Origin of the sequence: Micromonospora sp. DT44 (assembly GCF_049841635.1) — a bacterium.
Taxonomy (GTDB): domain Bacteria; phylum Actinomycetota; class Actinomycetes; order Mycobacteriales; family Micromonosporaceae; genus Micromonospora.
Genome location: NZ_JBNCKS010000010.1, coordinates 74,603 through 93,335 on the forward strand (window position 1 = coordinate 74,603; position 18,733 = coordinate 93,335).

At 69.9% G+C, this 18,733-nt stretch carries 22 protein-coding genes; 10 read left to right on the plus strand and 12 right to left on the minus strand.

The features are described 5' to 3' along the window. Positions 1-9 precede the first annotated feature (9 nt). Genes ACLQ25_RS08125 through ACLQ25_RS08135 form a run of 3 tightly spaced genes read right to left on the minus strand, consistent with a single transcriptional unit; the run spans position 10 to position 2,968 of the window. A complete protein-coding gene (locus tag ACLQ25_RS08125) occupies positions 10-651 on the minus strand; it encodes a hypothetical protein (RefSeq protein WP_425730274.1) in 642 nt (213 codons plus the stop codon). Next, positions 632-2,431, minus strand: a complete 1,800-nt coding sequence (locus ACLQ25_RS08130; RefSeq protein WP_425730275.1) for a glycoside hydrolase family 15 protein — start codon at positions 2,429-2,431, stop codon at positions 632-634. Before ACLQ25_RS08130 ends, ACLQ25_RS08125 begins: the two co-directional genes overlap by 20 nt. A gap of 27 nt (positions 2,432-2,458) precedes the next feature. Next, positions 2,459-2,968: a hypothetical protein gene (locus ACLQ25_RS08135; protein WP_425730276.1), complete on the minus strand. Its 510-nt coding sequence runs from the start codon at positions 2,966-2,968 to the stop codon at positions 2,459-2,461. 224 nt (positions 2,969-3,192) lie between these two features. Here ACLQ25_RS08135 and ACLQ25_RS08140 point away from each other — a divergent pair, with 224 nt between their 5' ends. After that, positions 3,193-3,705, plus strand: coding sequence for an RNA polymerase sigma factor (locus tag ACLQ25_RS08140; protein WP_425730277.1), 513 nt, complete (start codon positions 3,193-3,195; stop codon positions 3,703-3,705). Between the two features lie 28 nt (positions 3,706-3,733). Continuing rightward, positions 3,734-4,462 carry a hypothetical protein gene (locus ACLQ25_RS08145; RefSeq protein ID WP_425730278.1) on the plus strand — a complete coding sequence of 243 codons (729 nt, stop codon included), beginning with the start codon at positions 3,734-3,736 and terminating at the stop codon, positions 4,460-4,462. Between the two features lie 195 nt (positions 4,463-4,657). Here the strand turns inward: ACLQ25_RS08145 and ACLQ25_RS08150 are convergent, their stop codons facing one another. The 3 genes from ACLQ25_RS08150 to ACLQ25_RS08160 all read right to left on the minus strand — a co-directional run bounded on the left by ACLQ25_RS08150 (position 4,658) and on the right by ACLQ25_RS08160 (position 6,497). Beyond that, a complete protein-coding gene (locus ACLQ25_RS08150) occupies positions 4,658-5,161 on the minus strand; it encodes a hypothetical protein (RefSeq protein ID WP_425730279.1) in 504 nt (167 codons plus the stop codon). A 243-nt stretch (positions 5,162-5,404) separates the two neighbouring features. Next, a complete protein-coding gene (locus ACLQ25_RS08155; protein WP_425730280.1) occupies positions 5,405-5,617 on the minus strand; it encodes a DUF397 domain-containing protein in 213 nt (70 codons plus the stop codon). Beyond that, positions 5,610-6,497 (minus strand): helix-turn-helix domain-containing protein, encoded by an 888-nt coding sequence (locus ACLQ25_RS08160; protein WP_425730281.1) that lies wholly within the window; start codon positions 6,495-6,497, stop codon positions 5,610-5,612. The genes ACLQ25_RS08155 and ACLQ25_RS08160 overlap by 8 nt, the downstream gene beginning before the upstream one ends. Before the next feature lie 232 nt (positions 6,498-6,729). Here ACLQ25_RS08160 and ACLQ25_RS08165 point away from each other — a divergent pair, with 232 nt between their 5' ends. Continuing rightward, positions 6,730-7,032 (plus strand): DivIVA domain-containing protein, encoded by a 303-nt coding sequence (locus tag ACLQ25_RS08165; RefSeq protein WP_425730282.1) that lies wholly within the window; start codon positions 6,730-6,732, stop codon positions 7,030-7,032. Beyond that, positions 7,029-7,280, plus strand: coding sequence for a hypothetical protein (locus tag ACLQ25_RS08170; protein WP_425730283.1), 252 nt, complete (start codon positions 7,029-7,031; stop codon positions 7,278-7,280). Before ACLQ25_RS08165 ends, ACLQ25_RS08170 begins: the two co-directional genes overlap by 4 nt. 50 nt (positions 7,281-7,330) lie before the next feature. Here the strand turns inward: ACLQ25_RS08170 and ACLQ25_RS08175 are convergent, their stop codons facing one another. After that, positions 7,331-7,801, minus strand: a complete 471-nt coding sequence (locus ACLQ25_RS08175; protein ID WP_425730284.1) for a PASTA domain-containing protein — start codon at positions 7,799-7,801, stop codon at positions 7,331-7,333. 332 nt (positions 7,802-8,133) lie between these two features. Then, entirely contained in the window at positions 8,134-8,391 is a 258-nt protein-coding gene (locus ACLQ25_RS08180; RefSeq protein ID WP_425730285.1) for a hypothetical protein, read from the minus strand. A 424-nt stretch (positions 8,392-8,815) separates the two neighbouring features. On the opposite strand from ACLQ25_RS08180, the gene ACLQ25_RS08185 reads away from it, so the two are divergent. Both ACLQ25_RS08185 and ACLQ25_RS08190 read left to right on the plus strand, forming a co-directional pair. After that, positions 8,816-9,232, plus strand: coding sequence for a DUF2267 domain-containing protein (locus ACLQ25_RS08185; RefSeq protein WP_425730286.1), 417 nt, complete (start codon positions 8,816-8,818; stop codon positions 9,230-9,232). Positions 9,233-9,371: 139 nt separating this feature from the next. Then, complete coding sequence (locus ACLQ25_RS08190; RefSeq protein WP_425730287.1) at positions 9,372-9,671, plus strand: DUF2267 domain-containing protein; 300 nt, start codon at positions 9,372-9,374, stop codon at positions 9,669-9,671. 69 nt (positions 9,672-9,740) lie between these two features. Here ACLQ25_RS08190 and ACLQ25_RS08195 read toward each other — a convergent pair whose 3' ends face one another. The 4 genes from ACLQ25_RS08195 to ACLQ25_RS08210 are packed head-to-tail and all read right to left on the minus strand — an operon-like array spanning position 9,741 to position 11,802. Then, positions 9,741-9,938, minus strand: a complete 198-nt coding sequence (locus ACLQ25_RS08195; RefSeq protein ID WP_425730288.1) for a DUF4926 domain-containing protein — start codon at positions 9,936-9,938, stop codon at positions 9,741-9,743. A gap of 1 nt (position 9,939) precedes the next feature. After that, a complete protein-coding gene (locus ACLQ25_RS08200) occupies positions 9,940-11,100 on the minus strand; it encodes a WXG100 family type VII secretion target (RefSeq protein WP_425730289.1) in 1,161 nt (386 codons plus the stop codon). Then, positions 11,097-11,417, minus strand: a complete 321-nt coding sequence (locus ACLQ25_RS08205; RefSeq protein ID WP_425730290.1) for a type VII secretion target — start codon at positions 11,415-11,417, stop codon at positions 11,097-11,099. The genes ACLQ25_RS08200 and ACLQ25_RS08205 overlap by 4 nt, the downstream gene beginning before the upstream one ends. Next, entirely contained in the window at positions 11,404-11,802 is a 399-nt protein-coding gene (locus ACLQ25_RS08210; protein WP_425730291.1) for a YbaB/EbfC family nucleoid-associated protein, read from the minus strand. Before ACLQ25_RS08210 ends, ACLQ25_RS08205 begins: the two co-directional genes overlap by 14 nt. Before the next feature lie 158 nt (positions 11,803-11,960). Here ACLQ25_RS08210 and nhaA point away from each other — a divergent pair, with 158 nt between their 5' ends. From nhaA to ACLQ25_RS08230, 4 genes are all read left to right on the plus strand, one after another. Further along, a complete protein-coding gene (gene nhaA / locus ACLQ25_RS08215) occupies positions 11,961-13,895 on the plus strand; it encodes a Na+/H+ antiporter NhaA (protein ID WP_425730292.1) in 1,935 nt (644 codons plus the stop codon). Between the two features lie 63 nt (positions 13,896-13,958). Further along, the gene (locus tag ACLQ25_RS08220) at positions 13,959-14,945 is read left to right on the plus strand and encodes a LuxR C-terminal-related transcriptional regulator (RefSeq protein ID WP_425730293.1); all 987 of its coding nucleotides are present in this window, start codon (positions 13,959-13,961) and stop codon (positions 14,943-14,945) included. Positions 14,946-15,057: 112 nt separating this feature from the next. Beyond that, complete coding sequence (locus ACLQ25_RS08225) at positions 15,058-16,842, plus strand: alpha/beta hydrolase (RefSeq protein ID WP_425730294.1); 1,785 nt, start codon at positions 15,058-15,060, stop codon at positions 16,840-16,842. 96 nt (positions 16,843-16,938) lie between these two features. After that, positions 16,939-18,729, plus strand: coding sequence for a gamma-glutamyltransferase family protein (locus ACLQ25_RS08230; RefSeq protein WP_425730295.1), 1,791 nt, complete (start codon positions 16,939-16,941; stop codon positions 18,727-18,729). Positions 18,730-18,733: the final 4 nt, after the last annotated feature.

The window sequence follows — 18,733 nt, forward strand, 5'->3', positions numbered from 1 at the left end:
GAGGGCTCGTCAACTGTCGATGAACCGTAGGAAGACCGTGCCGCTGCCGGCATCGAGGTAGACGGTGCCGTTGCGGGGTGTCGTCTGGACGTCCTCGGCGTACTTCTCACTGACCTGCCAGGTGCCGCCGGTGGGCAGGAACGGACGCAGTTCGGCGCTCAACGACGCTTCCCAGCCGGGTGGCGCGGGCTGCCACTCGTATTCCTTGAGGATCGTGGCGATGGTGTCGGGTCGCAGCACGACCAGTGCCTCGATCTGAGTGTCGGTCGGGCCCGGCACGGTGACGCGGCTTTCACCCCCGGCGGTTGCTGCCTGCCAGTGGGCTTCGACGAAGTCGCCGAGACGCGGGAACCGTTTCGCGATCGGTTCCCTGTCGGTCTGGACCGGTGCCGGGCTCACGCTGGCGGTCCGATCTGGCGGATCGTCGTTGCGGGCGGTGTCGGAGCATCCGGCGAGAGCGACGACGAGCGTCGTCGCCACCAGCCCGGCGCGAAGGTCAACCATCACGATGTGCTCCTTGTCGGACCCTGTCATGCAGAAAAGCGAACCGATGCCCAAACCGGTGACCCCCGGTTCGTCCACGATACTGAGGACACCACGGCGGCGACGCCAGCCGCCTGCGGCAGCCCTCTCAGACAGACCCGGGATCACCAACGGGGGCGTCGCGGATGGCGAGCGCGGCCTGGACGAGCGCGGCGTGGGTCAGCGTCTGGGGGTAGTTGCCGAGGTGGGCGCCCGTCGCCGGGTCCACCTCTTCGGCGTACAGGCCGAGGGGACTTGCGTAATCGACCAGGGCCTCGAACAGCTCGACGGCCTCGCGCCGACGTCCGGTGCGGGCCAGGGCCTGAACGAGCCAGAACGAGCAGGGCAGGAACGCGCCCTCGGTGCCGGGGAGGCCGTCCCGCCCGGGCGGGTAGCGGTAGAGCAGTGGACCGCCGGCGGACAGCCGGTCCCGGATGGCGTCGATGGTGCCCCGTACCCGGGGTGAGTCGGTCGGGTCCATGCCGAGCAGCGGCAGGACGAGCAGCGCCGCGTCGAGGTCCCGGGAGCCGTACGTGCGGACGTAGCTGTTCGCCGCCGGGTCGACGCCGCGCATCCGGACGTCGGCGGCAATGGCGTCCCGGGATCGCTGCCAGCGTCGACGTTGGCGGTCCGACAGGGGATGGGTGTCGGCGATGGCCAGGGCACGGTCCAGGGCGAGCCAGCCCATGAGCTTGGAATGGACGTGTTGGGCGGGCTCGCGTACCTCCCAGATACCGGCATCGGGCTCCGGCCAACATTGGGAGACCACGTCGGCGAAACCGCGCACCGCCCGCCACGTCTCGGCATAGAGGCGGTGTCCGGACTGAGCGAACGCCCAGGCCGCGTCAATCACCCAGCCGTAGCCGTCGAGCTGGTGCTGACCGGCAGCGGCGTTGCCCACGCGTACCGGCCGGCTGCCGAGGTAGCCGGGCCAATCGAGTTTCCGTTCCGCCGGTACGTGCCGGCCATGCAGCGTGAGCAGCGCCGGCAGGCGTGGCCGTTGCAGCCGGCTGGCGTGCAACAGCCAGGCGAGGAAGCCCTGGGCCTCGTCGGCCTTGCCGACGCTGAGGAAGGCGCTGACGCCGATGCTGGCGTCACGGGGCCAGACGTAGCGGTAGTCCCAGTTGCGTTCCCCGCCGGGATCCTCGGGCAGGGACGTGGTGGGTGCGGCCACCGGCGCTCCCGAGGGCGAGTAGGTGAGCAGCCGCATCGTGAGCAGACTCCGTACGACGTGCTCCCGGAAGGGCACCCGCTCGTCGATCTCCGCGGTCCAGGCGCGCCAGCGGGCCTCGTCCTCGACGAGCAGGTCCCAGGCGGCCGTCGGCTCGACGTGGACGATCGGCTCACGGTGGGCCACGGCCAGCACGAGGGTGACCGGATGATCGGGCCGGACCGTGAGGGGAGTCGGTCGGCCCGGTTCGATCCGGACCGTGGGCGTGCTGTCCAGCGCGACCGCCAGCGCCCCCCACTCACACACCAGGGTCTGACGCCGGTGCTGGACCCGGGGCCGGCGGTGTCGTACGCCCAGGCGGGGATCGAACTCCACCACCGCGTCGACCGCCGCCCGCTCGGCCGACAATCGGCGTACGACCAGTGTCGTGGGCAGCAGGCGACCGCTGACCTCGGCCACCATGGCCTCGGTGAGGCGGAGCCGGCCGCCGCCCACCGCCCAGGTGGTCTCCAGGGTGGCGGTGTGCTGCCGGTACCGGCGTTCGAGGACCGTGGCCGGCCGCGCCGGGCCGACCCGGAACGTTCCGGCGTCCGGACCCCCGACCAGTCGGCCGAACAGGGACTCACCGTCGAAGCGCGGTACGCAGAGCCAGTCCATCGCGCCGTCACTGGCGACCAGCGCGGCGGTACGCGTGTCGCCCAGCAGCCCGTAGTCACTGATCGGCCGCTCACCGGTCACGGCGGTCGCTCCTCGACGAGCCCCGGGTCACCGGGCCTGCAGGAGTATCCCGAGAGCAACCCCGTAGACGACGTGGACGACAACCGTGACCAGGGGAGTCTGGACCCCGTAGTTGAGGGCGAACAGCCCGGGCGGCTCCAACACCGCCGTGCTTGCCGGTCCCGCCCGCTGCGACGCCATGCGGGGGTGGACGCCAGGAAGCAGCGGCAGCAGCACCGTCAGGGCGATGCCGACGTGCACGATCCCGAGCAGCGCTCCGATCCACCAGGTGGCGCGGTACAACAGCGCGAACGTGCCCGCGTACCCGAGGGCGAACCCCTGACCGACGCACAGGTGCAGGAAGAACCCGACGACCCGGGCCCGGTCGGGATCGGCGGTGACGAAGGTCCCGAGCACCAGGGGCAGGTCGAGCCGGGTGAGGCCGGCCAGCTGAGCGGTGATCATCGCCGCGGTGAGCAGCGCGGTGGCGACCAGCCCGAACAACGCCCATCCGGCCCAGTCCATCTCAGCAGTCGTCGACGCCGCGGGGGTGCTCATTCATGGGTCCACCCTTCGGCTGAAACGGCGCGTGATCCGCGACCGAACGCCCACCCCCGAGCGTCCGGTTTATCACCATAAGCCACTGGAGCTGTCGAACTGGCCTGCTTGCCCAGACGTCTCTTGACGAGTTTGCCCGCCGCAACTGCCTGGTGGTTGCGCCCCAACCGGACCGGCCCCTCGTTCGTCCAAGATAGTGAGGACAACACCGAGGGGACTCTGTCGTGGCAGGTTGGGAGCAGGCGCTGGCGGATCTCGTCGACGCCCGAGGCGCGGCGCTGAAGCGCTACGCCTACCTGCTCTGCGGCAACGACAGCGACGCCGAAGACTTGGTGCAGGACGCGTTGGTGCGAGCATTCACCCGGCCACGGCGCGACAACGTCGAGAACTCTGAGCAGTACGTTCGCAAGGTCGTCGTCAACCTCTACCTCGACCGGATCCGGCGGCGGGAGGTGTGGCGGCGCGTGATGCCGTTCGCGCTGGCGCCGGACCGGGTCGAGGACGGTTCACGTGCCGCGGATGCCCGACATGACCTCCGGGCGGCGCTCCTGGAGCTCACCCCACAACAACGTGCGTGCGTTGTCCTCTACTACCACGTCGATCTGCCCATTCCAGAGATCGCCGCACAACTCGGCTGCGGTGCCGGCACGGTGAAACGCCACCTGTATGACGGTAGACGTCGCCTGGCGGGGCTGCTGCACGACGACATAGGGGAGGACGAACGTGCCGTCCGATGACCGTGTTTGGCGGGACCGTCTGGCAAGCGTGGCAGACGAGGCCGATCCGCCGTCGTTCGCCACTGATCGCGTACGCGCACGCGTCCGGCACCGTCGAGGGCTGCTGGCGGCCGGAACCGGCGTTGCTTCGATCATGGTGATGTCGCTGGTGACGGTCGCCGTGGCCGGGATCGTCAGCGGCGGTGATCCGACTATCGGCACAGGCGCGACTCCGGGGCCGTCGACCCCCACCGGGCCAACCGCCACTGCCGAGAAGGAGCCCGAGGTGTACGTCTGCGGCGACCGCTACGACCACGTGGCTCCCACTCCGGGCGGCCTCCTTACTGCAGACGTGTCCTCGGTGGTCAAGGTGAGGAACGACTCCGGCCCAGCAGTGACGGTGACATTCGCCGCCACGCGGGCGGTCCATGTGGCTTCCAGTCCGCCATCGCTTCTTCAGGTGCTCTATCTGAAGGACGGTGTCATTGTCGGCGGAGGGCCGATGGTCAACAAACCGGGCGATCCCAGTTCCCAGGGCATCGATGCGATCCGAAGTGGGTTTGATCTCGCTCCCGGCAAACCTCACGAACTGCAGCTGGGCCCGCGAGAGATGTTGTGCCCGTCCCTGACCTGGCCCGACATCTGGGCCACGCCCGATCGTTACGAGGTCGCGGTGGTGATCGGCCCGGTCGAAGACCGCGGGGACGAGCTCGTCCTCAATGTGCCGCTCCCGCCCTCGGCCGCCTCGCTGGTGATGAAAGCGGCGTTGCCGGGCTGAGCGACGTCTTCCCCGCGCAGCCCGACTTCGAGGCCACGCGGGGAAGTGTCGGTGCCGGAGATCAGGGTGCGAGCGACATTCCAAGTGTGTTGAAGATGGCCGGCGCTTACGTCCACCTCGCCATCGTGCCGCCGCCATGGCTCATGATTCCGCGAGCCTGACGAACGTTGGCACTCACGCCGCAGTGATCGCCTGTCACAACGAGATGACGACCGGTTGGACTTGGACGTTCTTGGGCAACTGCTGAGGCGAGGGGACCGGCGTACTGATGTTGACGGACAGGTTGTAGCCGTAAATGGCGACTCCGTCGAGGTGGTTCGCGCCCGGCCAGCTCGACTCGAGGCGAACCGCCATCAGGGTGGGGAAGTTGGTCACCTTCTCGGCGCACGAGCGGATCAAAACCACGCTCGGGGTGGCGGTCAGGTGGATGGCCAGCATCCGGGCCAGCTTCTTGTAGGTCCAACCCCAGTCCTTGGCACCTGCCTCGGCGTCACCGATCTCCTCGTCGTTGCCGTGCGCACGAATGCACAGTGGCTCACCGTTCTGCACCCCGGCCAGGTAGGTGGCCAACTGCCGATCCGCCTCCGCCTGCGTGAGCCCGGCGTCGATGGGCAGGAGGGCACCCCATGCGGCCGCGCCCGATTCGGCTCCCTCAGATTGACGGCGGGTATTCGGATCCTGGGTTGCCACGATGAACATGACTCGCTCCTTCGGATTCGCTGCCTCGAGTGGGCCGACGAGAGCAGGCTAGCCCGGTGGGCAGCGACAGAGGCTGTCGTCTATCCGGCGTGGATCGTTGTGGTCGCATCTCGGACAACCGCTCGCCGACCATTGTAGACAGTGCTGGCTAATCCCAGTCATTGATCCGCAATTCCTGTGGAGGCAATTGCCGTAGGGCGGACTTCCGCAGGGCGCTTTCTGTGCCACCCGTCGGAGTGGTCGTCAGGACTGCGGGAGGTGGATCGTGTTGCTGCCGGCGCTGCCGATGAAGGCGTCCCAAGCCGTTGGGTGGAAGGTGAGAGCCGGTCCGGCCTGATTCTTGGAGTCGCGGACCGCGACGATGCCGGGGAGATTGGTGGCGACCTCGACGCAGTCGCCACCGTTGTCGCCGCTGCGGGTGCTCTTGCGCCAGATGGCGCCACTCAGGTCAGTCATGCCGCATCTCCCCAGCGATCTGCTTGATCATGTCCATCGATTCTGCCTCGCCGAGGGCCAGCGCATCCAGTCCTCGCCAGACGCGCTCGTAAGCGGCCAGTTCGTCGGGCTTGTCAAGGTACAGGGCGCCGGTCAACGACTCGCTGTAGACCACCGACGGTTCCGGCGCGGTACGACCGCCCTTGGTCGCCGGGAAGTCAAGGATCACAAAGGATCCCGCTACCGCGCCAGGCTGCGGGCCTGCTGCCAGGGGTAGCACCCTGACGATGACGTTCGGTAGCTCGAACAGTCTGATGAGGTGAGCGAGCTGCTCGGTCATGACCTGCGAACCACCAACACCCCGCCGAAGCACCGCCTCAGACAGCACGGATTCAAGCCTGGGAGCTGCCGGCAAGCGTCGAAAGAGCAATGCCTGCCGTTGAAGTCGGACCTGTACCGCTCGCTCGCGTTCCTCCTCGTTGAGCATTCCGCCCAGGCGGTAGAGCGCGCGGGCGTACTCCTTCGTCTGAAGGATCCCAGGGATGAGCGACTCGTCATATCGGCGAAGGTGGGCGGCAGCGGATTCCAGGCCCACGTACAGCTCGAACCAGTTCGGCACTGCGTCGCCGTACGCGTGCCACCAGCCCTTCGACTTCGTCTCGGCGGCCAGTCCGCGCATCGCCTCGGTCATCTCGGGCGACACCCCGTACAGCTCGCACATCGCCTTGACGTCGAGCACCCGGACGGAGCCCTGGCCGCATTCGAGGCGCCAGATCTTCTGCCGGCTGTATTCGAGGGCTTCGGCGGCGGCGTCGAGTGTCACCCCGGCCTCGTTGCGGAATTGCCGCAGCAGCCGGCCGAGTTGCCGGCGCGGCACTGTCGATCCGATGTCGTCGGGCATCCGCACACTCCCTGGTTCCAACGCGCAACACTGCGTGACCTGCTTCTGCAACTCCTACGGGTTTCAGCAAAGAAAGTCAATGCACAACGGGGAAATCGCGGTATTGAACGTTGCATTTTCGATGCGGAGTGTCGCAGGCTGATCACAGCACGGCGGCCGGCCGGTCCCCCCGAACGGCCGCCGTGCATTCCCGAGCACCCCTCGCCCCTCCGCATCCGGAAGGCAGGCAGACATGAACGCCAGAAGCCAGCGACCAGGGACGGTGAGCGGTGGTGCGACCTACCGCTCCGCCGCGTACACCAGTCTCTTGCCGTGGCAGGTGCGTGAGCGCCGCTTTCCGCCTGTCGGGCTCGGGCGTCGCGGTCTGAACCCCGACGACGTGTACGCCTTCCTCGACCGGGTCGCCGTCGACATGGCGGCCGTCTACGCCGCTCTCGCCGAGAGTCGCCGCGAGACGGTCCGGATCAAGGCCGGCCTGCGTCGCTGGCAAGCCGGTCAGGCCCGCGCCCGCAACGAGCGGGACCAGGTCCAATGAGCCAGCGGTACGTCATCCACCTGCCCGTCGTCGCCACCGACCTGCCCGCCGCGCAACGCCTCGCCCGGGTGATCGGCCGCTGGATGTTGGTGCTGCCGATGACGGACCCGGGGGAGACCACCGTATCCGAGGAGGACCAGCAGTTCCTGCGCCACCGGGTCTTCTGCGACCTGCGGCTGCCCGGCGGCCGGCGCTGCCTCCTGCGCGACGGCCACGACGGCGACTGCTCCCGGCGTTTACGTCGATGACGAGTGCACAGCGCCGTACACGTCGCAGAGGCGATCTGCTTCGCTTGGCGTCAACGCTGCTTGGTGCAGGTGAGCACAATCAGCGTGTCAGTGGGCACCTTGCTCCCAGCCTTGGTGGACTGTTTGGTGACGGTCCAGTTCGAAGCAAGCAGAACAACGGTGTCGTGTTCGTCTTGGGAGCCGTACTGAATTTTGGTGAACCCGAGGTCACGGAGTTGGTCCGCAGCCACGGCCGCGTTCTGCCCAACCACGTTGGGCATCGCGACGGTTTCCGGCGCGGTGCTTGATAGCGGGGCGGCCGGTGTGCTGCTGGCGGCTGGAATCTCCGCCGAGACGGACGGTGTGCTTGGGGCATTGGTAGTCCGAGGAGCGTCGGCGGGAGCCGACGCGATCGCCGTAGGCGCAGGATCGGATTCGCCCATGCTCCGTCCGATCGCCACGCCACCGCAACACCCGATGAGTAGGGCGACGGAGCCTGCGATGAGGCCGACAACGAGCGGGTTGGTCACCTTCTTCGGCATTGTGGGCAGGCCCGGAGGGGGTGGCGGTTGTTGAGGAAAAGTCACTGGCCGATTTTCATGATCACCCGCGCTGTTGGCTAGCCGCCGACCAGGTGTCGCGATCAGCCCGTTCGGTCGACTGTCTACGCCACGTGGATAGATGAAATGAGCGAGTGGGGTTGCCGGGTAGGGCGCAGTCGTCACCGCTGTCGCCGCTGCGTTTGCTCTTACGCCAGGCGGCGCCGGTTAGATCAGTCATGCCACGGCGGCGAGTGCTCCCGCGGCTTGCGCCGGCGTGGGGAGTGGAGCGGGCCGCCGGGCCAGTGGGGCCCCGGCGGCCGGGAGTACGCCATTCAGTAGGTGAAGGTCCAGAGAAAGTAGAACCCGGGTGCGTTGGGACCGTACTGGCGGTACTCGCAGTAGTACCAGCTCCACTGCCCGGTGCGGGCACCCTCGCTGCCGTAGCTGTTGCAGAACTGGCCATCGGAGTAGACGCCGCGGAGCGTGCCGCCCTGCGGGTCGGCTGCCGCCGGGGCGGCGCCGGTTCCGACGAGTCCACCGATTGCGAGCGTCGCCGCCACCGCCAGCGTCGCCCATCTGCGTCCGCGCATGGGGTCTCCTTTCTTCACCGTCCACAGTGAACGTGCTTCGCGCCCAGTCGAGGCCAGGACATCGAAGCCTATGAGTGCAAGGCTATCCGTTGGAGCGGCCTCCGTAGTACGGGCCGAACGGGTGGCCGGTGGTGGGGAAATCCCCACTCCTGATTCGCCCGATCGGGATGAGGTGCGCTCACCTCGAGTTCCGGCAGGTTGTCGAGCTGCGAGGGTGCGCGACAACCAGTTGGGATCACGGGCGGCTCAAGGAGCGGGATCGCCAGGGAATCCTTCCGCCGTCGCCGGGAACCCAGGGCCAGCTAGTTCGAACACGTTGACCCTTGCGCGTGAGCGAGGAGCACTGAACGGACACGGGACGCATCGAGGTTAGGGGTGCCCTAACCGGCGGTTCGACGGCGATCGGGCCGGAGAGGAGAATCAGGTGGAATACGATGATTTCATCAACCTAGTGGCCACGCGGGCGAAGATGTCGACCGAGCAGGCGGCGACGGTCAGCCGCGCGACGTTGGAGACGTTGGCGGATCGGATCAGCGCCGGCCAGGCTGAGGACCTTGCCTATCAGCTTCCCGACGGGCTCGACGATCACCTGCGCAAGCCGCCACCGCATCGAAGGCAGGAACATGCCCAGCCGTTCGGGCTCGACGAGTTCGTGCGGCGGGTGGCGGACCACCCGGCGATCGACCGTCGGCTCGCGGATCCCGGGGTCCGCGCGGTGCTCACCACGCTCAGCGAGGCTGTTTCCCGTGACGAGTTCGAGGACGCGATGGCCCAGCTTCCGAAGGAGTTCCGGCAGGTGATCGAACCGGTGGGGGCCGACAGTCGGCAGCGCCGTAGGTAGCACGCAGGATCCCGCGACGCATCCCAACTGGTCCGGAAGGAGAGCTGGTGGACTACGCCGAATTTCTCGCAGCGGTGGGGGAGCGGGCGCGAATGCCGGCAGTGGAGGCGGAGAGCGTCGTCCGAGCACGCTGACGACCTTGTCGGAAGGGATCAGTGGTGACGAGGCACGGCACCTGGCCACCGAGGTCCCCGGGGAGTTGCGGGGGTACCTGTACAAGGACGTGGACTTCGCCGAACGGATTGACCTCGTGGAGTTTCTCAACGAGGTAGGGGTCCGTGCGGGAACGGATGGCGAGCGAACCGCTAAGGGCGCCCGCGCCGTGCTGACTACGCTGCGCGAGGCGGTGAGCGCGGAAGACATCGAGAACCTGGAATCGGAACTGCCAAAGGACTTCCGGCGGCTGCTCCATCCGGTGGACCGCAGCGTTGGGGCCTGAACCGAGCCATTCCCCGCTCGATCCGAGTACGGTGCGCGAGGCGGAGTTTCGATACGCCAGGCTGATCGTCTACTCGCCTCGGTGAACCAACTGGTCGGCTCGGAGCGTGAACATGGCGACGGTACGGCCATCGGCATCGGCGAACTCGACTTCGTAGGCAGCTGGGGGGCCGCTGAAAACATGCACGACCGTCCCCACGGCCCCGGCAGGCAGTTCTTCCTCCGGAATGGCTTCTCGGAGCTCAACCACGTCGTACAGCTCCAACATGTCACCCTTCCTTTGGTGGGAACGAGATGGTCACCATCCGAGGTGCGGATGCCCCGTTCTCCAGTATCCAGGCCGTGCGGACGGTGATCGTGCCACTTGGCCCGGTCAGAGGAAGGTCCACCTGCCACCGCTGGCCGAAATCGTCCGCCTTGCCTTGCAGAGGCTTGCCGACGAGTACGCCTTCGCGGATCTGCTGCATGATCACGTCGGCGTCGTCCGGACCGAGGCCGGTGGCCGAGTTGATGACGCGATACTTGTTCTTGCCGACCGGGTGCTCCGGGTTCATGGCGTAGGCGGTGATCTTCCGTGAGTCGATCTCGGCCTTACTGAAGTCCGGTCGGCTGGGGTCACCCGGAATTCTCGTCGGCTCGGGAGGGTCGGGCCTCTGCGAGCCGGGCGACTGCTTCTGTAGCCGCCCGAGTGCCTGCTTGAGCTTGTCGATGAGGTCGCCGAGGCGGCGTACCTCCGGGATCAGCCGTCGCAGGCTGGCCAGCAGTGCACGAAGCATCCGCGCGATCCGCGCCCCCCACGACGCGACGAGCGTCGTCACCTGTTCCACCACCAGCGGCGTGGCGAGTCCGCCGGTGATGAGGAGCTCACCCGCGTACGTGATGAGTCGGGACACGCACGTGGCGATGGCGTCGCGGACCAGGAGCCGGACGGCGGCCACCAGGCCGGCGGTGCCTTCGGTGATGGCGGCCATGGTGTCGGCGCCCTGGGCGAGGCCGATGATGGCCTGTTGTTGTTCGGCGGCCCAGGCGCGGTAGGCGGGGCCGGCGCTGCCGCCCCAGCCGGCGACGTCGTCGCGGACGGCGCGGGTCAGCTCGGCTGCGTCCTCGCGGAGCGAGACGGCGACGTTGCGCCAGGTCTGGGCGTGTGCGGTGATCTGCGCCGGGTCGCCGGCGAGCCAGTCGAGCGCCTCGCTGAGCGGCTTGACGTGTTCGATGAGCCAGGCGATTCCGTATTGCAGTAGAGCGCCGACCGGGTCGGAGACGAACGCGAGGGCGTCGAGGCCGGCGCTCACGACACCGAGGCTGCCGTCGATCCAACTGCCGCTGCGGATGCCCTGCGCGATGAGTTCGATGTCCTCGCAGATCCACACGCCCGCCCAGGCGCTGGGCGGGGTGTCCGCTGCGGCGGCGACGAGCGGGTTGGACGTCACGGGCGCTGCCGCACCCCGTCGAGCAGGTGCTTGGCATGGGCGTCGGAGTCTCGGTACTGGTCGGCGCTGGTGCGCAGCTTTCCGGCGGTGTCCCGCACCGAGCCCGCGGCGGCGCCGATGCCATCGACCAGGGTCCGCTGGAGGCCGTCGAGCAGTGTCGGCATCAGCGCGCAGAGCTGACCGTACGCCTCGGTGCCCAACCGGACGTGCTGGCCCGCCTGCCGGGCGGTGTCGAGGCTGCCGGCGCAGCGATCGAGGCGTGCGGCGTGGGCGGTCAGGTCGTCCGGGTCGACCTGGATGCCCTCACCGCCCGGCATCGTTCGGCCCCTGCTCGTGGTGCAGTCGATCGCGGTAGGAGTCGACGATGGCCCGGGCGCCCGCGCCGTCGCCGAGGGACTCCGCGGTCACCTCGGCGACCTGCCGCAGCAGGTCGGAGCGCGCGGCTCTCGTGGTGTCCACGATCTGCTCGGCGGTGCGTGCCGCGGGTTGGTGCCGGGTGCGCTCGTCGAGCCGCAGGTCGATCAGTAGGCCAGCCGAGTCGACGGTGACCAGGACCGTCCGATCGGGGGTGTGGGCGGTGCCGGTCAGCTCCCGCATCCGCGTCGACAGCGTCTTCGCCCGTTCCGCCCGTTCGGCGAGCGACGACTCCCACTCGTCGAGCCGGCGCCCCGCCGCGTCGAGCGCGGCGTCGTCCGCCCACATGCTGACCCTCCCCAGGGGACCACCGCCGAAATCCGTCAGCGAGATCACCGGTACGCTACCAACCAGTCGCATTCCGTGCATGCCCGGTGCGGGGTCGGTCAGGAGAGACGATCGCGAATCCCCGCCGGGAGCCGGTTAGGCCGAGGAAGATTGCCTCCGTGACGAGCAACAACGCGCACCGGGGGTGGTCCGCCCGGACGGCCTGGCAGGGGCGGTTCAACGCCCCGCTGCGCGCGTTCCTGCGCACCGAGACGGGCGGCGCGCGGGTGGTGCTGCTCGCCGCCGTGGCGGCCCTGCTCTGGGCCAACCTGCACCCGGCGTCGTACGAGTCGGTGTGGCGCACCACCCTGTCGATCCGGCTCGGCGACTGGCCCGTCTCGCACGACCTGCGCACCTGGGTCAACAGCGGCCTCATGACGTTCTTCTTCCTGGTCGCCGGGTTGGAGCTGCGCCGCGAGTTCGACATCGGCGAGCTGCGTGAGCGGCGTCGGCTGGCGTTGCCGATGCTGGCCGGGTTCGGCGGCATGCTGCTGCCGATCGGGATCTACCTCGCGATCAACGCCGGGCGGTCCACCGCGCTGGGCTGGGGTGCGGTGATGGCCACGGACACGGCCCTCGCGCTCGGGGCGCTGGCCGTCTTCGGGCCGCGTTTCTCGGACCGGCTGCGGGCCTTCCTGCTGACGGTCGCGGTCGTCGACGACCTGGTGGCGATCGCGGTGCTGGCGGTCGCCTACCCGTCGCACTTCTCGCCGACGGCGCTGCTCGTCGCGGCTCTGATCTTCGCCGTCGTACTGCTCCTGCGGGTCTGGAAGGTCCGGCACGGCTGGTTCTACGCGCTGCTCGGGGTGGCGGCCTGGCTCGCGGTGTCGGAGTCCGGCGTCGACCCGGTCGTGGTGGGCCTGCTGATGGGGCTGCTGACCTACGCGTACGACCCGGGCCGCAAGGACCTGCAGTGGGCGAGCGACCAGTTCCGCCTCTTCCGGGAGCAGCCCACCCCCAAGCTCGCCCGGATGGCCCAGGCCGGGCTGACCGCCGCGCTGTCACCGAACGAACGACTACAGAGCCTCTACCACCCGTGGGCGAGCTACGTCATCGTGCCGCTGTTCGCGCTGGCGAACGCCGGGATCGTCATCGACGGCGAGCTGCTGGGCCGGGCCGTGACGTCTCCGGTCACGCTCGGCGTGGTGGCGGCGTACGTCGTCGGCAAGCCGGCCGGCATCGTGATCACCTCGTGGTTGGTGACCCGGCTCAGCGGCGAGCGGTTCCGGCCGCCGGTCGGCTGGGTCGCCGTGGTGGGGGTCGGCACGGTCTCGGGCATCGGGTTCACCGTGGCGCTCCTGATCGCCAACCACGCCCTGCACGGCCCGGCGCTGGACGAGGCGAAGCTCGGCATCCTCGTCGCGACGGTGGGCGCGTCCGTCCTCACCTGGCTGCTGTTCCGCATCGTCGCCCGGCTCTCGCCGACCCGTCGCGCGCGTGCGCTGCTCGGCATGGTCATGGGCATCGTCGACCTGAAACTTCCGGTGGATCCGGAGCGCGACCACATGCGCGGGTCGCTCGACGCGCCGGTGACGGTGGTGGAGTACGGCGATTTCGAGTGCCCCTACTGCGGGCAGGCCGAGCCGGCGGTCCGGGAGCTGCTGGCCGACTTCGCCAACGTCCGGTACGTCTGGCGGCACCTGCCGCTCACGGACGTCCACCCGCACGCGCGGCTCGCCGCCGAGGCCGCCGAGGCGGCGGGCGAACAGGGCGCGTTCTGGGAGATGCACGACCTGCTGCTCGCCCACCAGGACGCGCTCAACCCCGCCGACGTGATGCGCTACGCCGAGCAGCTCGGTCTGGAGCTCGATGAGTTCCGGGAGCACATGGTCAAGCGGATGGGCGTCGACCGGATCGCCGAGGACGTCGAGTCGGCTGACCTCAGCGGCGTCACCGGCACGCCGACCTTCTTCGTCAACGGCCAGCGCCACCACGGGGCGTACGACATCGCCGCGCTGAAGGCGGCGGTGAAGTCGGCGTTCACGAGCGCGCGGCTGCAACCCGAGTACCGCCGTCGCGAGCCCGGCCAGGGTGGGGACGCGGCCCCGGAATGATCGCAATAAATGCGCTCCGACCTGCGTGAACCGTCGACACCGATGCGCTCTACGATCGCCGGCATGCGGATCGGTCCCCCCGCCGTGACGCCCGCCCTGGACGTGGAATCGCTCCCGCTCACGGCGGACGCCGTGGACGTCTATCAAAATCTCCTGCGGGTGGCGCCGGTGGCGCAGCGGACGTTCCTGACCACCGCCTCGCCGCGGGCCACGCGCGCGCTCGCCGGCCTGCTGACCAGCGGCGCCGTGCACCGCGACGACGCCGGCGTGCTGCACGTCCGGCCACCGCGTACCGCCCTGGAGAACTGGGCCGCGCTGCGGGAGATGGAGGCCGCCCGGGCGCGCGCCGCCGCCGAGACGCTGTCCGGGCTCTACACCGCCGTGCACGGTGCGGGCGCGGCGTTCGTCGAGGTCATCGAGGGCAAGGACGCCGTCCGCGAGCTGTTCCGCCAGTTGCAGGCCGGCGCCCGCGCCGAGGTGCGCGGTCTGGAACGCGGGCCGTACCTGCGCGACACCACCCGCGTGCCGGAGGAGGTGCAGTACGACGCGCTGCGGCGCGGGCGGCGGTACCGCTGCGTGTACGAGGGCGAGCTGCTGCACGACGAGGCGATGCTGGGCGCGGTGCGGGCCGCCGTCGCCGCCGGTGAGCAGGCGCGGGTTTTCCCCGAGCTGCCCCTGAAGATGATGCTCGCCGACGCCGACCGTGGTCTGGTCGTCCTGCCCCGGGCCAGCGGTGACGAGGCCGACGCGGTGCTGGTGCACCGCTCCCGGTTGTTGGAGGGGCTGTCCGAGCTGTTCGAGGTGTTCTGGCGACTCGGAGCGCCGATCCACGCCACCGCCGACACCGCCGAACCGGACGCCGAGCCGACGGTGGCCACCCAGCGGCTGCTCGCGCTGCTGACCGCCGGCCTGACCGACGAGGCGATCGCCCGTGACCTGGGCGTCAGCAACCGCACGGTGCACCGTCGGGTCAGCCGCCTCCAGGAGTTGCTGGGCGCGCGCAGCCGGTTCCAGCTCGGCGTGCAGGCCACCCGTCGCGGCTGGTTGTAACTGGCCGGATCCTGCCATGACCGGTCTTCGTCACGGCGGGACGGCGGCGGCGAAACACTCCTGGGCCAGGGTGAAGGCCGTTCGATCAATCGCTCCACGAGAGGACGGGACGATGCCCCATCCCACGACCGGGTCGCGCCACCCACGCCGCGTGCGCCGGCCGGCCGCCCTGCTCGCCGTGACCCTGGTCGCGGCGGCCCTGACCGGCGGCACGGCCGGGACCGCCGCCAGCGCGGCCACGGCCAGCGAGCCGGACACCGCTGCCCTGGCCGCGTCGCTGGCCACCCAGCGGATCACCTGGGAGCCGTGCGGGCTGGCCGAGGTCAGCCCCGAGGACGAGGCGCAGCTACGCCTGTCCTGCGCGACGGTCACCGTGCCGCGCGACTGGCACAACCCGCGCGACGGCAAGACGATCCAGGTCCGGATCAGTCGCACCGCCGCGTCCGGCCGCGACCGTGCGGGCATCCTGCTGGTCAACCCGGGTGGCCCCGGCGGCAGCGGCCTGTCGCTGGCGCCGTACGTGGCGCGGTCCGCGCCCGCCCTCGCCGAGCGGTACGACGTGATCGGCTTCGACCCGCGCGGGGTGGGGCAGAGCACCCCGCTGCTCTGCACGGTGACCTACCGCGACACCGACAACACCAACGACCTGATCACCCAGGCCAACGTGCGCGGGTGCCGCAGCACCGAGCTGACGAAGTACATCACCACCGAGCAGACCACGTACGACATGGACTTCATCCGGGTGCTGCTGGGCGAGCGCAAGCTCAACTACCTCGGCTACTCGTACGGCACGTGGCTGGGCACCTGGTACGCGGCGAAGTTCGGCAGCCGGACGGGCCGGATGGTGCTCGACTCGGTGGCGGCGGTCGGCTCGCCGACGCTCCAGGAGACCTGGGACCTGCAACCGTTCACCCGGGACCGGGCGTTCCAGGAGCAGTTGCTGCCGTACATGGCCCGCCACGACGACCTGTACGGCCGGGGCAGCGACCCGATGAAGATCCGGGAGATGTTCGAGCGGGCCGGCGGCACCCGCGTCGGCATGGGACCGTTCATGTTCGGCTGGTTCATCCTCGGCGCGCTCTACGACACCCAGAACTATCCGACGGCCGCGGCGGCGGTGAACACCGTCATCGAGTACTACGAGGAGTGGAACGGCTGGACGCCCGAGCAGATCCTCAGCGCCGCGACCGCGAAGCTGCTCGCCGCGCCGGGCATCACGGCCGACGACCGGGCGTACATCGAGCAGTCCCGCGTCGCCGCCCAGGCGACGCTGAAGACCCAGCGTGACCGGTCCCTGCTGACCCAGGGCACGGACGAGTACACGTACGACATCGACTACGTCTTCGAGGTGATCCGCTGCCAGGACGGGCAGTGGAACGACAGCATCGCGCACTGGAACGCCTTCAGTCGACGCCTCACCCGGGACGCGCCGCTGGTCGCCCCGTACCTGCAGAACCCGCCGGCGTGCGCGTACTGGCCGACCAGCAACCGGATGCCGAAGTTCGACCGTAAGACCTTCCCGAAGATCCTGATGCTTCAGGACGAACTCGACGTGGCGACCGCGTACGAGGGCGCGCTGGCGGCGTCGAAGAAGCTCCCCGGCGCGTCGATGATCAGCGTCGACAACGAGGGCAGCCACGGTGTCTTCCCGTACTACACCCCGTGCGTGGACGACCCGGTCTACGCCTACCTGCTGGACGGTCGCCTGCCCGCCGAGACGTACACGGGCTGCCAGGCGGTGCCGCTGCCGGGTGAGAGCGCGGTGTTCGAGGTGGGCGGCAAGCTGACCGGCAAGGGGACGGTGCGGACCCGTCTGATCACCGACGACATGCGGGCCGCCAACCGCATGCTCAAGCGGATGCTGCGCACCGAGCCGGGACCGTCGTACCCGGAGTGATCGAGCGGACGGACGACAGGGCCTAGCATTGCCCGCTGGGAGGCGGCCGTCGTCGGCCGCCTCCCAGCGCCACCAGGCCCCCAGTGAGGTGTTGTCATGTCGTTCACCACCCGACCGACCCTGCAGGGCACCTTCGGCATGGTGTCGTCGACGCACTGGCTCGCCAGTCAGTCGGCGATGGGGATCCTCGAACGCGGCGGCAACGCGTTCGACGCCGCGGTGACCGCCGGGTTCGTCCTGCACGTCGTCGAACCTCACCTCAACGGCCCGGGCGGCGAGGTGCCGGCGATCGTCGCCACCGCCCGGGACCCGCGCCCGACGGTGCTGTGCGGGCAGGGCCCCGCGCCGGCCGGCGCGACGATCGCCCACTTCCGGTCGCTCGGCCTGGACCTCGTCCCGGGCGCCGGCCCGCTCGCGGCGGCCGTACCCGGTGCGGTGGACGCGTGGCTCCTGCTGCTGCGCGACCACGGCACGCTGTCCCTCGCCGAGGTGCTGGAACCGGCGATCGGCTACGCCGCCGCCGGCCACCCCCTGGTGGGCGCGGTCGGCGCGACGGTGGCGGCCGTGCGATCGCTGTTCGAGGAGCACTGGCCCACGTCCGCCCAGCTCTGGCTGCGCGGCGGCCGGCCGCCGGTCGCGGGGGAGCGGTTCGCCAACCCGGTGTACGCCCGCACGCTGCGCCGACTCGTCGAGTCGGGGCAGGCGGCCGGCGGGGACCGGGAGGCGCAGATCGAGGCGGCCCGCCGAGCCTGGGGTACGGGCTTCGTGGCCGAGGCGATCGACGCGTTCAGCCGGCAGCCGTTCCGCGACTCCAGCGGACGCGCACACGCCGGGCTGGTCACCGGCGACGACCTGGCCGCGTTCTCGGCGACCTGGGAAACGCCGACCACCCTCGACTGGCAGGGCTACACGGTGGCCAAGACCGGCTTCTGGGGCCAGGGTCCGGTGCTGCTCCAGGCCCTCGCCGTGCTCGACGCGCTGGACGACGACGGCGCGTACGACACGGCCACCGCCGCCGGCATCCACGCTCAGGTCGAGGCGTTGACGCTCGCGTTCGCCGACCGTGAGGCGTGGTACGGCGACAGCGCCGACGTGCCCGCCCCGGCACTGCTGGACCCGGCGTACGCGCGGGACCGGGCGGCCCTGATCGGGGACCGCGCGTCGAGCGAGCTGCGGCCGGGGAGTCCCGGCGGTGCGCAGCCGCGCCTGCCGGACCACCTGCGCTCGGGCGTCACCCATCGGGCCGACGTGCCGGACCCCACCACGGGCGAGCCGACGGTGCGGTCCGACGGGGTCACCCGGGGCGACACCTGCCACGTCGACGTCGTCGACAGGTGGGGCAACATGATCTCCGCGACGCCGAGCGGTGGCTGGTTGCAGAGTTCACCCACGATCCCCGAGCTCGGGTTCCCGCTGGGCAGCCGGTTGCAGATGTGCTGGCTCCAGGAGGGACTGCCCGCGTCGCTCGTCCCGGGCCGCCGGCCACGCACCACGCTCAGCCCGACGCTGGTGCTCCGCGACGGGCAGCCCGTCCTGGCGTGCGGCACGCCCGGCGGCGACCAGCAGGACCAGTGGCAGGTGCCCTTCCTGCTGCGTCACCTCGTCGGCGGTCAGCACCTCCAGCAGGCCATCGACGCGCCCGCCTGGCACAGCCTCGGCGTGCCCTCGTCGTTCTACCCGCGCGACCGCGAGCCCGGCGTGCTGCTGGTGGAGGACCGGCTCGACGCCTCCGTGGTGACGGCCCTGCGGGCGTATGGGCACGAGGTGCGGCTCGCCGACGCGTGGAGCCTGGGTCGGCTCTGTGCCGTGACCCGGGACCCGGCCACCGGAGTGCTCGCCGCGGGCGCGAACCCGCGAGGGATGCAGGGCTACGCCTGCGGCCGGTAGGAGC

Bases quoted from the DNA above. Each gene is read 5' to 3' on its own strand.
- ACLQ25_RS08165 (WP_425730282.1), top strand. From the start codon at position 6,730: ATGAACGCCAGAAGCCAGCGACCAGGGACGGTGAGCGGTGGTGCGACC.
- ACLQ25_RS08135 (WP_425730276.1), bottom strand. From the start codon at position 2,968: ATGAGCACCCCCGCGGCGTCGACGACTGCTGAGATGGACTGGGCCGGA.
- ACLQ25_RS08155 (WP_425730280.1), bottom strand. From the start codon at position 5,617: ATGACTGACCTGAGTGGCGCCATCTGGCGCAAGAGCACCCGCAGCGGC.
- ACLQ25_RS08205 (WP_425730290.1), bottom strand. From the start codon at position 11,417: ATGCCGGGCGGTGAGGGCATCCAGGTCGACCCGGACGACCTGACCGCC.
- ACLQ25_RS08170 (WP_425730283.1), top strand. From the start codon at position 7,029: ATGAGCCAGCGGTACGTCATCCACCTGCCCGTCGTCGCCACCGACCTG.
- ACLQ25_RS08175 (WP_425730284.1), bottom strand. From the start codon at position 7,801: ATGCCGAAGAAGGTGACCAACCCGCTCGTTGTCGGCCTCATCGCAGGC.
- ACLQ25_RS08160 (WP_425730281.1), bottom strand. From the start codon at position 6,497: ATGCCCGACGACATCGGATCGACAGTGCCGCGCCGGCAACTCGGCCGG.
- ACLQ25_RS08180 (WP_425730285.1), bottom strand. From the start codon at position 8,391: ATGCGCGGACGCAGATGGGCGACGCTGGCGGTGGCGGCGACGCTCGCA.
- ACLQ25_RS08220 (WP_425730293.1), top strand. From the start codon at position 13,959: ATGCGGATCGGTCCCCCCGCCGTGACGCCCGCCCTGGACGTGGAATCG.
- ACLQ25_RS08210 (WP_425730291.1), bottom strand. From the start codon at position 11,802: ATGTGGGCGGACGACGCCGCGCTCGACGCGGCGGGGCGCCGGCTCGAC.
- ACLQ25_RS08225 (WP_425730294.1), top strand. From the start codon at position 15,058: ATGCCCCATCCCACGACCGGGTCGCGCCACCCACGCCGCGTGCGCCGG.
- ACLQ25_RS08150 (WP_425730279.1), bottom strand. From the start codon at position 5,161: ATGTTCATCGTGGCAACCCAGGATCCGAATACCCGCCGTCAATCTGAG.
- ACLQ25_RS08195 (WP_425730288.1), bottom strand. From the start codon at position 9,938: ATGTTGGAGCTGTACGACGTGGTTGAGCTCCGAGAAGCCATTCCGGAG.
- ACLQ25_RS08230 (WP_425730295.1), top strand. From the start codon at position 16,939: ATGTCGTTCACCACCCGACCGACCCTGCAGGGCACCTTCGGCATGGTG.